The sequence below is a fragment of the Dendronalium sp. ChiSLP03b genome, from assembly GCF_034531165.2.
GTDB classification, from domain to species: Bacteria; Cyanobacteriota; Cyanobacteriia; order Cyanobacteriales; family Nostocaceae; genus Dendronalium; species Dendronalium minutum.
The window spans coordinates 122,111-136,278 of the sequence record NZ_JAVRBR020000003.1; the positions used below are offsets into that span (position 1 = coordinate 122,111).

Sequence of the window (14,168 nt, forward strand, 5' to 3'; positions counted from 1 at the left end):
ACCAATTGAATTGGAGATGCTAAACCTCCACGCTTGATTAAGTAGCAGTTTCCCAAATATTTGCAGCCATTAACCGACGCTAGCCCAGACTACACCAAGATGAAGATTGAGGAGAGATAAACAATGAACGAACTCATCACCGCAATTCCTACCGGAATCACAGCTTTTACAGCCACAAATTTGGATGATTTGGTCATTCTGACGCTGTTATTCTCTCAGGTGAATGCAACTTTCCGTCGTCGTCACATTGTGATTGGTCAGTACTTGGGCTTTAGCACTCTGGTCGTTTCCAGCTTAGTTGGTTTTTTGGGAGGCTTAGTATTACCATCCCATTGGATTGGTCTTCTGGGTTTGGTGCCCATCACCATTGGGCTAAATCGCCTGCTGAATCCAGAAAGTGATTCATCGTCCGAGACACAGCCGGAAACTGAGTTGTCTAATTCTTCTGCCTGGGCAAGTTTTCTCTCCCCTCAAGCTTATAGTGTGGCAGCTATTACTATCGCCAACGGCAGTGATAATGTGAGTATCTATATGCCATTATTTGCTAACACTGCTCTTCCTAGTTTGCTAGCGATTGTTGGAATCTTCCTATTACTAGTCGGTGTTTGGTGTTACGTGACATACAAATTGACCTGCCAGCCTGCGATCGCCAATCTACTCACTCGCTACGGTAACGGTTTTGTGCCTTTTGTATTGATTGGTTTAGGTGTTTTTATTATCCTAGATAGTGCCTCACTAACTCCAATTGCCTTAGCAGTTAGCTGCCTCTGTTTAACCGGACTGGTCAAATTGTATGGAATCAATGGGCAAGCAGTAACATCTTCAGGCATTGACTTTCCGGGGTAATCAAAAAATCTTTGTGAGACTTTTGACTAAGCAATTTACAAGAATTAATTAAAGTCAACTGTCTCATCTCGAAAAGTTTCCAAATTAAAAACATTGTGTAGTTTTCACAAGGAGAACAATCATGAAACTATTCAAATCTGCTCTAGTTGCTTTAATCCTTCTGTTGAATTTAGTAGTTGCTCAACCTTCTTGGGCAGATAGACCAAACCTAACTGCTAGTACTGATTACACTGAAGTCTCGCAAGCAATTGATAATTTATTGCAGATCAAAAATACACCCGATCAAACTGAATATACACCTGAAGACATTGAGCGACAGTTGGGCGACTTGAAACTACAAAAATACATCTTAGAAACAGCAAGAAACTGGGCACAGTGCCGCAATGAAACTGGGAAAACCCTAGCTGTTTATGCTCACAAACCTAAAAAAGTACTCCAAGGCAATAACCTTTACTTCTTAGGAAATGGTGAGATTACAGAAGATGAATGGGACTGTGATGGTATTTATCTGCCGACTGGTACTAAAGTAGCTGGCATAGCTGGCGTGGAAGAACTAGCAGAACCTTTAGCCATCAAAGTTGTGGATGGAACCCAGTTAATAGCTAAAACAAATCCAGAAACAGGTGCTATTGAATTCAATGTTCCTCCTGCCAAAACAATCAAAGTAGGTGATGTCAGCTTGTCGATTCCTAACTTGTCGCAAGCCGAAATTGATGCAGCATCTCCTAATGCGCCAATTGAAGATTAATATCAATTCCAATTGAAAATTCAAAACCCTCCCCATAAGCAGGGAGGGTTTTTTTAAATAGTTATATCATGTCCGATTAAAGACTTATCATTAAGACTGCTTCAGGGTAAGAGGGGAAGGTCTTCGGGCTTTTTGCATAGATTTGGGAATTATAATTAATTAGCCGAATATGATATTATTATTATTAAATTTTATAAAAAAACACAAAGGAGCAGAGAGTTTTTAAGAGGATTGTCCTTTCTGCCTCCTGCCTCTAAGCTTCTACCTTCTACTTATTACACAGCAGAAATGGCACACACTTGTAAGCCAACTGGAGTGTAAATAATCACTGATTCTACGCCAAAAACTTGGGCGATCGCCTGTGGTGTCAACACTTCTTCAGGTGTGCCAACTTCCCAAAGCTGACCCTGTTTTAATAAGGCAATACGCGAACTGTAACGCGCTGCTAAATTTAGTTCATGTAATACTGTGACAATAGTTAATTCCTGTTGTTGATTTAGCTCTTTTAGTAGTTCTAAGAGTTGCAGTTGATAGTTGATATCTAAAAAAGTTGTAGGTTCGTCTAATAGTAGAACTTTTGGTTCTTGCGCCAATGCTAAAGCTAAAAAAGCGCGTTGTCTTTCACCACCAGAGAGTTGTTCGACCAAGCGATCGCTTAATTTTTCTAGTTGCGTCTTTTTAATTGCAGCTTCAACTTTTTGCCAATCTTCTATTGTCAATTCCCATTGCCACCAAGGTTGATGCGGTGTGCGTCCTAAACTTACTAATTGTCGTACCGTTAAGCCAACAGGAACCGTTTGTTGTTGCGGTAACAGCGCTAGTTTCTGTGCCACTAAATTTGGGGGTTGAGAGTGAATAGCTTTGCCATCGAGTAGCACAGTTCCCCGCTGTGGGGCGAGAATGCGACTGATTAATTTGAGTAATGTAGACTTACCAGAACCATTAGCACCAACTAAACTCAACCATTCTCCTGTTTGCAGAGTCAGGTTAATATCTTGGACAATTGGTACGGTTGTGTAACCGCCAGTAAGATTTTGCAATTCAAGTGGCATTTTTAACAATTAAAAATTAAAAATGGAAAACCTAACTCCTAAATCTTGCACAGACGCGATTAATCAGCTTTACTCTTAACTCCTAACTTTTGTACAGACGCGATTAATCGCGTCTCTACTCTTAACTCCTACCTCTCACTTACAATTTACCCAATCCAGCAGAACGACGATAAAGCAACCAGATGAACAAAGGTGAACCCAGCAAGGCGGTGACAGAACCTACTGGTAGTTCTACTGCTCCCAATCTAGAAAGTAAATCTGCAAAGGTCAGCAACCAAGCACCTGCAAGTGCTGACAGCGGTAAAACAAAGCGGTGATCTGTACCAACAATTAGGCGGACACCATGAGGAACAACAAGACCGACAAATCCAATTAAGCCACTGATGCTAACTGCACCTGCGGCTAATAAAGTTGCAACACCGCCAATTAAAAGACGCGATCGCGTTAATGAAACTCCCAAACTTACGGCTAAATCATCTCCCAAAGCCAGCACATTCACCGACCGGGCCAGCGACCATCCCCCCAGCAATGCAACGATGATATAAGGCCCAGCTGTGGAAACTTCTTTCCAACCCCGTCCATTCAGGCTACCCACTAACCAACTGAGAGCAATTTGAATTTGACCATCTTCTGCTAGTAAAAGCAGCGTACTCTGGACTGCGCCTAATAAAGAACTGATCGCGACTCCACCTAAAATCAACCGTTCAATAGAGACTCCCGAACCCGCACGACCGAGCAAAATGACTATAGCTGAAGTCAAAATTGCTCCTATCCACGCTGCTAAAGGAATTGCTATTGGGAATATTTGCAAAACTATCATGAGGATGACAATAAGTCCTGCACCAGCTGAAATACCCAAAATGAAAGGGTCGGCAAGACTATTACGTAACATTCCTTGCAGTAGTGCGCCTGACATTCCCAAAGCTGCGCCAACAATGAGAGCAGCTGTAATGCGTGGTAGACGCAAATCCCAGAGAATTGTCTGTTTGATGGGATCGCCTTTGTGGATAAGTGCTTGCCATAATTCAGCAACACTTAAGGGTACTGCTCCTTGAGAGAGGGAAAGCGCTAAAGTTACCACTAGTGCTGTACCAAAAAGTAAAATAGCCCAGAATATGCGGTGTTTGGTAAAAACTGTCTGCAATTGCTTAGTCACATCACGGTAGATTGAAAAGTGCAGTTGGGTAGCAGCAGAGGTGTGCGATCGCTGCAATGCCACTTTCAATACTAATACTTTCCCCTCAGGCTCGATCCTCTCTAATACGATACACCAAGAATTGCTCTTTCACGACCAATTTTCCATGTGTCAATTTTAACGTTTGTAGCTAAAAAAACGAGGATAATACCCAAGGCAGATAGTGAAATATATATAATTATTTTTCTATCATGAATAGAATATTTCCTAATATTTTAGATATTGCTATAAGTAAAAATTATTATAATCATTTTTAGTAGATAAATAATAAAATATAAATTTACATATAAAAAATAAAAATATTTATTTAATACACAAATATATTTTAATAAGTAAATGTGTCAGTTTCATTGGATACTTTTGAATTCAGATATATTTTTAATGGCAAGTGTGAGAGGATACGTGAAAGCAAATCTACTACTAACTTCTGTTAATGGGGTAAGTTTACTGTGCTTACTTGCAGGATTGTCCCCTGTTCAGGCAATACCTGCTGGTAACGAAGCCCAATATAATACCGAAACTTTAAAACTAGCTGAAAAAATATCTGATTTGAAAACTCAAGCTAGTTACAAAGCAAGCAATGATAATTACAAACTTTTCTTTTCCAACGAGAAATTGATTGCATCGATAGATGTCAGCACAAAACAAGATTCACTTATTGTAAATGAAAAGCAGCAAAGTACTGAATTAGCACTAAAGATTTCTGATGATTCCTCGCCTCAAAGTACTTTAGAGTCTTCACACTTATCTTTAGGGGCAAACACCATTGCACAAGTCACATCTGTATCGCAACTATCAGATGTACAGCCTACAGACTGGGCATTTCAGGCATTACAATCTTTAGTCGAGCGTTACGGTTGTATTGCAGGATATCCAAACGGCACTTATCGTGGCAACCGTGCTATGACTCGCTATGAATTTGCTGCTGGTTTGAATGCTTGCTTGGATAGAGTCAACGAGCTAATTGCCACAGCAACTGCTGAATTGGTAACCAAGCAAGATTTAGCCACTTTGCAAAAACTGCAAGAAGAATTTGCCGCTGAATTAGCAACACTGCGGGGTCGGGTAGATGCTTTGGAAGCTCGTACAGCCGAATTAGAAGCGAATCAGTTTTCTACAACTACCAAACTCAATGGAGAAGTAATTATCGCAGCCATTGGTGCCACAGGAGGCGCGTCGGGTAGGGACGATCCCAATATCATCTTGACAAACCGAGTCCGGTTAAATCTCAACACCAGCTTTACAGGCAAAGATTTACTCATTACTGGATTGCAAGCTTATAATTTCTTGGGTGGTGTGGATGGAAGTGGTAGCCTGCAAGAGAGTTTAGGATTAGCATCACCAATACTTAGTGCTAGCAGCGCTCGTACTAGCTTTGAACCTCAATTTCCTGGGGTCGATCCCAAAACTTTGTCAGGTATAAGTGCAAACTCGCTTCAACTTTACAAGCTGCTTTACATCTTTCCTGTCGCTGATAAATTAACATTATTTGCTGGGACTGCTGCTGAAGTATCGGATGCTTTTCCTACCCTCACACCTTTTTATGGCGAAGGACAAGAGGCGATTTCCCGCTTTGCGAGTTTGAACCCTGTGGTACGTGTCTCTGGCGGTACTTCCGGTTCTGGGCTAGCATCTGCTGCTGGCTTTATTTTTCAGATTTCTAAGCAACTAGATTTGAGAGCTTTATACGGCAATGCCAATGCCAACATTCCTCAACGAGCTGCTGACATCCAGCCAGGAGTTTCTGGCACACCCTTGGGATCTGGCGTTTTTGGGGGTAGTAGTGTCGTAGCAGCCCAATTGACTTTTAGACCAAGTAGTTCCATAGATATTGGTCTGAACTATGCAAACAGTTATCACGATATAAATATCTTAGGTACAGGATTAACCAGTAGTGACATTGGTTCTTTGGTAGGGCCTGGCCTCGATCTGGGTACGCCTGTAAAACTCAACTCTGTTGGTGGCACTGTTACTTGGCGTTTTTCCTCAAAAATTGCCTTATCTGGCTATGGCGCGGCATTTTTTGTTGACGATTCTTCTGGTGCTGTTGATGCTTCTACTACCTTCACCAGTTGGATGGCAGGTATTCATTTCAACGATTTATTCCAACAGGGGAACAACGCTGGGATCATTTTTGGACAACCGCTATATCGCAGCGATGCCGATGGTCAAGCTCAGCTTGCGCCTGATGGTGCCAATAGAGCTGTTCCTTACCATCTGGAGGCTTACTACCGCTTTCGGGTGAATGACAATCTCAGCATTACCCCTGGTGCATTTGTCTTATTTAATCCTGAAAGTGACAGCAATAACGACACAACAACAGTAGGTGTACTTCGTACTACTTTCACTTTTTAAATCAGGGGAGTTAGGAGTACAGACGCGAGCGATTAATCGCGTCTGTACAGGAGTTATTATTCTCCCCCTGCCTCCTCTGCTCCTCTGCTCCCCTGCTCTCACTTCCTCCGCTCTTGCAACTTGCGATACACTGCTTTCAAATCAAGTTGATGGTGCGCTAGAGCAACCAGTGTATGGTAAAATAAGTCCGCAACTTCGCCTGCGATCGCATCCGCCTCATTATCCTTAAAGGCCATTACCACCTCAGCGGTTTCTTCACCTATTTTCTTTAAAATCTTGTTGTCACCGCCAGCCAATAACTTACAGGTGTAAGAACTTTCTGTTGGATTGTCGCGGCGATCGCATATTACCTGAAATAATTGCGACAACGTATCTCCTGGTGGGGGGACGATTTTCTCTTCTATTTGATGAAAACAACTGCGTTCGCCAGTGTGGCAAGCAATCTCTCCTACTTGCTCTACCCCAATTAATAGTGCATCACTATCACAGTCATAACGAATGCTCTGCACTTTCTGAATATGTCCAGAAGTCGCTCCTTTGTGCCACAATTCTTGACGGGAACGACTCCAAAAAATAGTTTCTCCAGTTTCTAAAGTCTTTTGCAATGACTCCCGGTTCATCCATGCCATCATCAAGACAGTACCATCTAAATAATCTTGAATAATTGCTGGCACTAAACCCCGTTCATCGTAGCGAATTTTCTCAACAGGGATAGGTTGGTGTAATGAATGCAGGTCAGTAGAAAACATACCAGCTAATTTGTTCTCATGAGAGCGATCGATCATTTCACGATACCATTCTGAATAGGACAACTGGTATGATTGGTTTAAAACAAACTTCTTATCTACTACAGTGCTGCAGAAATAAAAATACGCTGCAAAACAGCGTAGAAGCCTGGAATAAAAAGTTTTTTAATTTTACAAAACGGTACTAGTGCCGTATGTTCAAAAATAACTCTCAAGTAAAAAAAGGTTAAAAAGCTGATGTTAAAAGCTTTCTTCCCCTCTAATTTGAAAGAGGGTGTGGGGTGTAGGGGGAATTTCTCCCTTGTCTCTCCGAAGTTAGCCCGGAGGGAAACCCTCCTTGCGACTTCTCTCCTTGTCTCCCTTGTCCCTTTTTCATATATTACGGTGAAATTTTTTCATTAGGACTGCCTCCTGCCTTCTCAACACTAGCCCCTAACAAAAGCATTTCTATCCATAGCGGACTGCATCTTGACAGCACTCAACGCGACTTGGTGAGCCTTTGATGCTTCACCATACCAATGGATAGCTGAGTTAAAAGCTGCCCGGTAAAGATCCTGGTATGCCTCAGATAATCTAGTCCGAATCTCTAAAGGCAAGTCTTCATTCGACGTATATAACATTTTGTTATTTTTTAGTTCAATTTATTTTATACAATAAAAGTTTTGAGCAGTTTTTGACCCTATCCTAAGATAGAGCTTTAGATAGAGCTTTTTTATTGCCCACTATCAGGAGAGAGCCTTGGTAAATACGACGATTAAAACCACAAAATCACAAGAAATTTTCACTGCTGCCCAAAATCTCATGCCAGGAGGAGTCAGTTCTCCGGTTCGTGCTTTCAAATCCGTAGGCGGACAACCCATTGTTTTCGATCGCGTTAATGGCGCGTACATTTGGGATGTAGATGGCAACAAATACATTGACTATGTGGGCACTTGGGGCCCAGCCATCTGCGGTCATGCCCATCCAGAAGTGATTGCAGCATTGCATGAAGCCTTGGAAAAAGGTACTAGTTTTGGTGCCCCCTCAGTTCTAGAAAATATCCTGGCAGAAATGGTCATCGATGCCGTTCCCAGCATCGAAATGGTAAGATTTGTCAACTCTGGGACTGAAGCTTGTATGGCAGTGTTACGCCTGATGCGAGCTTTCACCCAACGGGAGAAAGTCATCAAGTTTGAAGGCTGCTACCACGGTCACGCTGACATGTTCCTCGTGAAAGCAGGCTCTGGTGTTGCCACACTCGGTTTACCCGATTCGCCAGGAGTCCCTAAAGCAGCAACAAGCAGTACACTGACTGCACCTTTCAATGACTTAGAAGCTGTCAAAGCTTTGTTTGAGGAGAACCGTGACGAGATTGCTGGTGTGATTCTAGAGCCAGTCGTGGGTAACGCTGGATTTATCACTCCCGATGCTGGTTTTCTAGAAGGTTTGCGGGAACTTACCCAAGAGCATGGGGCATTATTGGTGTTTGACGAAGTGATGACTGGCTTCCGCATTGCCTACGGTGGCGCTCAAGAAAAATTTGGCATTACACCCGATTTGACAACTCTAGGCAAGGTAATTGGTGGTGGCTTACCAGTCGGAGCCTATGGCGGACGGCGGGATATCATGTCAATGATTGCCCCCGCGGGCCCTGTGTATCAAGCCGGGACACTTTCGGGAAATCCCTTAGCAATGACTGCTGGTATTAAGACGCTGGAATTGCTGCAAAAACCCGGTACTTACAACTATCTTGACCGGATTACTCAAAAGCTAGCAGACGGTTTACTGCAAATTGCTCAAGAAACTGGTCATGCTGCTTGTGGCGGTCATATCAGCGCCATGTTCGGCTTATTTTTCACCGCTGGTCCCGTCCATAACTACGAAGATGCCAAGAAATCGGATACAGCTAAATTCGGGCGTTTCCATCGCGGCATGTTAGAGCGCGGTGTTTACTTAGCACCTTCTCAGTTCGAGGCTGGATTTACCTCTTTGGCTCACACTGAAGAAGATATTGAGCAAACTTTAGCGGTTGCACGGGATGTACTGTCTAGTCTCTAGGTGTCAGAGGATAGGGGTTTAAGGAGATTGGGGTGTCAGGGGATAAGAGTGTAAGGGAAAGAATGGGATTCCCCCAATCTCCACTCCCACTCCCCACTCCTTTATGAATTTGGGCTTTTTTGTAATTCTTATCATTAATTGAACTTTTCCTCATTTATTCCACAGACTTTCCACAGGTATTTCATCTGTTTTCCACAGATGTTCTACAAGTTAATAGGCTTTTGTTGACTTATTGGGGATTTCGTTCTGGTAGTGCCAATAAATCTTAGTTACTGAGTTATTGTAAAGTTACATAACGAAAATATCGCTATAAACTTGATTGTGTCGTAAATATTTATTTTTTCTATAGTTATATTTAATATTTTGCAACATTGACAAACCTACCCCCTTTAGGCGCAAAATAATTCCGCAGGCTTTTGCAGTCCGTTCAACCAATCACACTCAATGTATAAATTTACTTAAGTGTTATGCCAAATTGGTGGATAGGCGAAAAGTTATTTGTCCTTATTGATTTGCTCAATAGAAGCAAAATCTCATGAACGCAACAGTTAACATTTTTACAGAGCTTCCTGAAACACTCCATGAATGTCTAAAAAACTACTTAGAACAGCATCCCGATTGGGATGAGCAACGAGTATTGACAGCGGCGATCGCACTTTTTCTGCTACAAAATACAGATGGCGATCGCCGTGTTGCCCAAGTTTATTTAGAAACTTTGTTTCATCGCTGCTAACAACACATTACATCCATGGTGACAAAGTGGGCGATCGCACGCTGAACACCTGCATCTAAGACGGCACAGAGGAGGGGTTTTCGGGCTTTCTGCATAGATTAGGGAATTATAACTAATTAGCTAGACTTGATATTAAAAGAAATTTCAGGCTGTGGCTGGGCTTTGTCGTCCCGCACAGTGCTGGTCTTTGATATGAATATCTAGTTTGGATTTTTAGGCAGGCGATCGCAGTAGCCACAATCAAGTAACAATGTCGATCAGCCGTGGCTACGCTGACTTGAAAAAGGCAGATGGCAGAAGGAAAGAAAGTTTTTTCATCTGTCTTGGTGTATGTAGTTCATGACGGCTACTTATATACAAAGTGTAAGTAGGTCGACGTGAAAATTTATCGTTAAGGTAAGGTAGAGGAGCCACTGCGGTGAGGTAGCCCCCGTCTTGGATGCCACTTGCTACCCTGCGGGAAAGCTACGAGCGAACAAGTCGGCAGAACCGCCCATGAGACTGGCTCCCCAAGACCGGAGTGGCTCTGCTTTGCGTCGTTAGCGCAGCGTTAGCGAGTCATCGAGCGTCTGGCAAAGTGACGAACCCGAAGGGGAAGAGGGTTTTAGCTAACTTTACTTTTCGTTACACAGTTCTGTTTATTTGCGCCTTTCTACTTATACACAAAGAATTTTACTTAATGTTAAAAAAGTGGAATCGGTTGAATGTAGAAAAGTGTCCATGAGATTATAAGTGGTCTTGTTTGTTTCACGACTAAATAAGATTGCATATTGCTTTTAATACTGTTGAGAATGCAAACATTCTTTGCATTTAATCTGATTTTAAAATTAGCTTTTAATGCAGTTCGCTACAATAAATATAGTTTTTGTTTTGAACTTTTGAAGAAGTCTAATATTTAATTATGGTTATGCGTTTTCACATAATTGCAGGTACCTTCATGGCTGCCAGTGTTGGTATAGGTACACTTTTGGGCATTGCAGCTCCTGCTTCAGCTCAAGAGATAATAACTTGTTCAAGCCATAATAATCAGAGGAATACTTGTTCGATACCTACTAGAGGCAGAGTGAGATTTGTTAGGCAATTGTCTAACGCCAGTTGTAGAGGAAATTGGGGTTATAGGAGAAATCGTATCTGGGTGAAAAATGGCTGCCGAGCTGAGTTCTCAGTTGGCAATCGCAGAAACGATAGATATGACAGAAACGACAGGTATGACAGAAACGACAGGTATGACAGAAACGACAGATATGACAGAAATGACAGGTATGACAGAAATGACAGGTATGACAGAAATGACAGGTATGACAGATAGTCAACTGGGTATTTAATCAACATAGCAAGTAGAAGTTAACAAACAGCACAGTTAAACTGCGTAAAATCCTTTGCAGGCAAACACAACAACGGTGCTAACACTTTCACCGCTGTTGCTTGGTTGGGACTTGGGATCGCAATTGGAGGAGATTAGGCAATGTTGCCCAACATTTGTTGTACGGTCGGGGTTATTCTACTTGTATATACAATTCATACCCAGTTAAATCTCTAATTCCAGTGATTGCTAATTTATGCAATGTCTGCGACAAGTCACTAAGAGTGTCTACGCTTGTGCAATTACGGTATGGTCATCAAAACTGAACCATTAGTTTCTCGGTTAGGTGCTAATCTGATTGCAAGTCATGTGAAAGACCAACTGGAAAACAAAGAGAAGATCCCACAACCAAGCATGAAAATGCTTTCCACTTACACCCTCACACCCCTGTACCCATTTTCAAGCCAGAGGTTTAAAACACAATAATTGCCCACATACTAACACCCAAAGCGATCGCAGCTAAATGTTGTCCAAGCATAGCTCTCAGTGGTTGCCGCGCAATTTTTTGAGTTAATACAATTGTTAACAGCACTGAGAAAATTAGCGTTACACCTTGCAAAAAAGACATTACAGCCGGATGCGCCACTAATACAGGCAATTGCTCACCGCTCAAACCAAAGGTAGCAAAGGTCACAGGTAAAATACGCCCACCTTCACCCAAGCCTAAGCGCAGGTAATGAGCTAAATTACCTCCCAACACTAACGGTAAATAGCCATAGGCAAGCTCTACAAACGATCGAGGCTTACACCCAAATTGAAATAGTTGTATCAAGCCATATCCCAGAAATGTTACAGCCACCGGGATAATCAAAGCTAGCAGCGATAATCCTAAATGTAGCCAAAAATTAGTTAAATCTAGTTGTAACCCCAACCCAGATAATATCTCTGGTAAGCGATGCAGATATACTCCACCCAATAGCAAAAACAACAATGCTACTTCATATTTACGGTGTACATGAGTTGTCCACAACTCAATACCAGGGGGACGCAAATTGAACTCGACAGAACGGTGGGGACAAGCTTTCAAACAAGTCATGCACAGCACGCAATCTCTGTTATCTTCTAACTGTGCGGGGTGAGAGTACAAAGGACACCCATTAGTTTCCATGCCTTCGCCTTTTTCCGGCCCGCCTTTGTAACACTGATAAGTAGTGCAAGTGGCAGAACAGATACCTTGCTGCGCCCGGAGTTCAGTCATGGAGAGTTTGGCAAATAAACCATTCATACCGCCAATGGGGCAGAGATAGCGACACCAAAACCGCCGCTCAAATAGAGCTGAGAAAATCATCGCCCCAGCGGTAATTAATAGCAGCAAACAAGCGCTCAGGTAAGCAGTATTTTCTAAATGCCAGAGTTCTTCCCATAAGAAAATCAAGGAAAACAGCCCAAATACAAACCATCCGCCCCATTTTTCAGCTTTCTCTCTCGGCCAGCGCTTGAGTTTTCGCGGCCACAACCATAGTGATAGCTTTTGCGTAATTTCTCCGTAAATCATGAAGGGACAGACAGCACACCACACACGCCCCAAAAAGGGAAACAGAAACAGGAAGAAAGGCCACCACCAAGCCCAAAATAGATTTAAAGCAAAATTGCGATCGCGTGTTTGCGGGCCGATAAATAACACTCCAACAAGAATAGCAAAAGCTGCAACAGTGAAACCATAGTTGATGCGATCGGGCCACCAAGAACTCCGCAAAAACCGCCGCAAACCAGGATAAGCGTTCAACAAATTGACGCGAAATTGCTTTTTCTTAGTGTCAGCTGACCAAAAGATTTCTTCTGTTAACTCTCGTCTTTCTCCTGCTTGCACAATTGCCCGTTCGACCAAGTTTTTCAACTCTTTGAGATTGCCGGGAAAATCATAAGACTGCAAGCGGCGCAAAGCTTCGGGGGTAATGTGCGGTTTAGGTAAACCTCTGGCTCGAACGTACAGACTGGTGTAATATTCTACTTGAGCTTTAATATCAGCCTTCCGTACCCGCAGCGGTGGTACTTTGATAATGTGACCAACACAGCGTTCAATTGTCGCCTGGGTTTTTTCGGAAACAATAAGAATTCTGGCGTTACTGGAGCGAGGTTCAGCGACTGGTTCTCCGGGACGAGGAACAGGGGTATATTTGCCCGTTTTCAGCAACTTCTCCATGGACGGTAATAACTCTGTTGGCAAGTCTTGGATGTTGTTGAGAATTAGGCTGCCTTCTCCCAGCCATTCCAAAAGTCCTGGTTTACCCCCAGCGCGACCGAATAAATCTGCGCCGCTAGTTTGTAGAATCCCACAGTTGACTTTAATAATTGGTTGTCGTCGTTGGGGAGAACTGTAGTGAATCAAGGCGGCTATATTATCTTTTTCTAAGCCTGGTTCCCCAAAAATATCTACAGATTTGCGGTCAGCAGCGGCTTCTCGAATTTGTTCTCGCAGACGCACGGCGTAGCGACTTGTACCGACGATTCCCCGTTGCGCTTTGGTGACTAAATATGGTCGCAAGGCTACGGAACGTTCTTGTTCGTAAGATAAAGCAGATGTTACCTGAGCTAATTCTTGAGCCAATTGTCGAGAAAAAGCTTGAGTAATTTCAGAGTATTGGCTGACTAAGTCACGAAATTTAGCGGCAGGTATAAACCATAAGTGACATTCTGTGACGGCGGTAATTGTGAATTCGGCTAACTCATCTAAGAGTAATTCCTGGAGGTGAATAACTGAGCCGGGAAGGAACCCACGAGCAAAAGCTGGGTTACTTTGATTGGTATTATCGCTTTCGAGTTGACCTTCTACAAGAATGTAAAGCGCTTCTGGGGAAGTACCTTCGCTAACTAGAGTTTTTTGGGCTGGCACAACTTGTTCTTCGATCGCTTGGGCGATCGCATCTAAAACCTCAGGTGAGAGAATTCCTAAAGTCGTGCGTTCTTGTAGCCATTTAACTTTGTCTGGAGATGTCATTGTCTGTTCTCCGTTCAGGCTGCTGTATAAAAGGATTATCCCTGAAAGCAATGTCAAAAGAGCTGCGTTATGAGTTTATCGGATCTGCCTAATCTCTGGGTTCCTTTGGTACTGTTAGGTTTAATCGTGCTGGCGGCTGTGTTTTTCAGTCGCAG

General features: G+C 42.9%; 11 protein-coding genes. 6 read left to right on the top strand and 5 right to left on the bottom strand.

What is annotated here, in order from left to right; translation table 11 throughout:
• Positions 1-123: 123 nt before the first annotated feature.
• Both RMY31_RS00805 and RMY31_RS00810 read left to right on the top strand, forming a co-directional pair.
• Positions 124-846: a cadmium resistance transporter gene (locus RMY31_RS00805; RefSeq protein WP_322656792.1), complete on the top strand. Its 723-nt coding sequence runs from the start codon at positions 124-126 to the stop codon at positions 844-846.
• A gap of 121 nt (positions 847-967) precedes the next feature.
• Entirely contained in the window at positions 968-1,594 is a 627-nt protein-coding gene (locus RMY31_RS00810; protein ID WP_322656793.1) for a hypothetical protein, read from the top strand.
• Positions 1,595-1,869: 275 nt separating this feature from the next.
• On the opposite strand, the gene RMY31_RS00815 is transcribed toward RMY31_RS00810, so the two are convergent.
• Together RMY31_RS00815 and RMY31_RS00820 are read right to left on the bottom strand one after the other, a co-directional pair.
• Entirely contained in the window at positions 1,870-2,646 is a 777-nt protein-coding gene (locus RMY31_RS00815; RefSeq protein ID WP_322656794.1) for an ABC transporter ATP-binding protein, read from the bottom strand.
• A 139-nt stretch (positions 2,647-2,785) separates the two neighbouring features.
• The gene (locus RMY31_RS00820; RefSeq protein WP_322657074.1) at positions 2,786-3,790 is read right to left on the bottom strand and encodes an iron ABC transporter permease; all 1,005 of its coding nucleotides are present in this window, start codon (positions 3,788-3,790) and stop codon (positions 2,786-2,788) included.
• Positions 3,791-4,222: 432 nt separating this feature from the next.
• Here RMY31_RS00820 and RMY31_RS00825 point away from each other — a divergent pair, with 432 nt between their 5' ends.
• Positions 4,223-6,196: an iron uptake porin gene (locus RMY31_RS00825; protein WP_322656795.1), complete on the top strand. Its 1,974-nt coding sequence runs from the start codon at positions 4,223-4,225 to the stop codon at positions 6,194-6,196.
• 98 nt (positions 6,197-6,294) lie between these two features.
• On the opposite strand, the gene hisIE is transcribed toward RMY31_RS00825, so the two are convergent.
• Both hisIE and RMY31_RS00835 read right to left on the bottom strand, forming a co-directional pair.
• On the bottom strand, positions 6,295-6,945 hold the full coding sequence (gene hisIE, locus RMY31_RS00830; RefSeq protein WP_322657076.1) for a bifunctional phosphoribosyl-AMP cyclohydrolase/phosphoribosyl-ATP diphosphatase HisIE: 651 nt from the start codon (positions 6,943-6,945) through the stop codon (positions 6,295-6,297).
• Between the two features lie 422 nt (positions 6,946-7,367).
• A complete protein-coding gene (locus RMY31_RS00835) occupies positions 7,368-7,562 on the bottom strand; it encodes a ChaB family protein (protein WP_322656796.1) in 195 nt (64 codons plus the stop codon).
• A 118-nt stretch (positions 7,563-7,680) separates the two neighbouring features.
• On the opposite strand from RMY31_RS00835, the gene hemL reads away from it, so the two are divergent.
• From hemL to RMY31_RS00850, 3 genes are all read left to right on the top strand, one after another.
• Entirely contained in the window at positions 7,681-8,979 is a 1,299-nt protein-coding gene (gene hemL, locus RMY31_RS00840; RefSeq protein WP_322656797.1) for a glutamate-1-semialdehyde 2,1-aminomutase, read from the top strand.
• A gap of 535 nt (positions 8,980-9,514) precedes the next feature.
• On the top strand, positions 9,515-9,712 hold the full coding sequence (locus RMY31_RS00845) for a DUF2811 domain-containing protein (RefSeq protein WP_322656798.1): 198 nt from the start codon (positions 9,515-9,517) through the stop codon (positions 9,710-9,712).
• 937 nt (positions 9,713-10,649) lie between these two features.
• Entirely contained in the window at positions 10,650-11,021 is a 372-nt protein-coding gene (locus RMY31_RS00850) for a DUF3011 domain-containing protein (RefSeq protein WP_409877038.1), read from the top strand.
• Between the two features lie 466 nt (positions 11,022-11,487).
• Here RMY31_RS00850 and RMY31_RS00855 read toward each other — a convergent pair whose 3' ends face one another.
• Positions 11,488-14,013 carry a cyclic nucleotide-binding domain-containing protein gene (locus tag RMY31_RS00855; RefSeq protein ID WP_322656800.1) on the bottom strand — a complete coding sequence of 842 codons (2,526 nt, stop codon included), beginning with the start codon at positions 14,011-14,013 and terminating at the stop codon, positions 11,488-11,490.
• Positions 14,014-14,168: the final 155 nt, after the last annotated feature.

Excerpts from the sequence above, each read along its gene's own strand:
- RMY31_RS00805 (WP_322656792.1), top strand. The coding sequence starts at position 124 with ATGAACGAACTCATCACCGCAATTCCTACCGGAATCACAGCTTTTACA.
- RMY31_RS00815 (WP_322656794.1), bottom strand. The coding sequence starts at position 2,646 with ATGCCACTTGAATTGCAAAATCTTACTGGCGGTTACACAACCGTACCA.
- RMY31_RS00855 (WP_322656800.1), bottom strand. The coding sequence starts at position 14,013 with ATGACATCTCCAGACAAAGTTAAATGGCTACAAGAACGCACGACTTTA.
- RMY31_RS00850 (WP_409877038.1), top strand. The coding sequence starts at position 10,650 with ATGGCTGCCAGTGTTGGTATAGGTACACTTTTGGGCATTGCAGCTCCT.
- RMY31_RS00810 (WP_322656793.1), top strand. The coding sequence starts at position 968 with ATGAAACTATTCAAATCTGCTCTAGTTGCTTTAATCCTTCTGTTGAAT.
- RMY31_RS00825 (WP_322656795.1), top strand. The coding sequence starts at position 4,223 with ATGGCAAGTGTGAGAGGATACGTGAAAGCAAATCTACTACTAACTTCT.
- hisIE (WP_322657076.1), bottom strand. The coding sequence starts at position 6,945 with ATGTTTTCTACTGACCTGCATTCATTACACCAACCTATCCCTGTTGAG.
- RMY31_RS00835 (WP_322656796.1), bottom strand. The coding sequence starts at position 7,562 with ATGTTATATACGTCGAATGAAGACTTGCCTTTAGAGATTCGGACTAGA.
- RMY31_RS00845 (WP_322656798.1), top strand. The coding sequence starts at position 9,515 with ATGAACGCAACAGTTAACATTTTTACAGAGCTTCCTGAAACACTCCAT.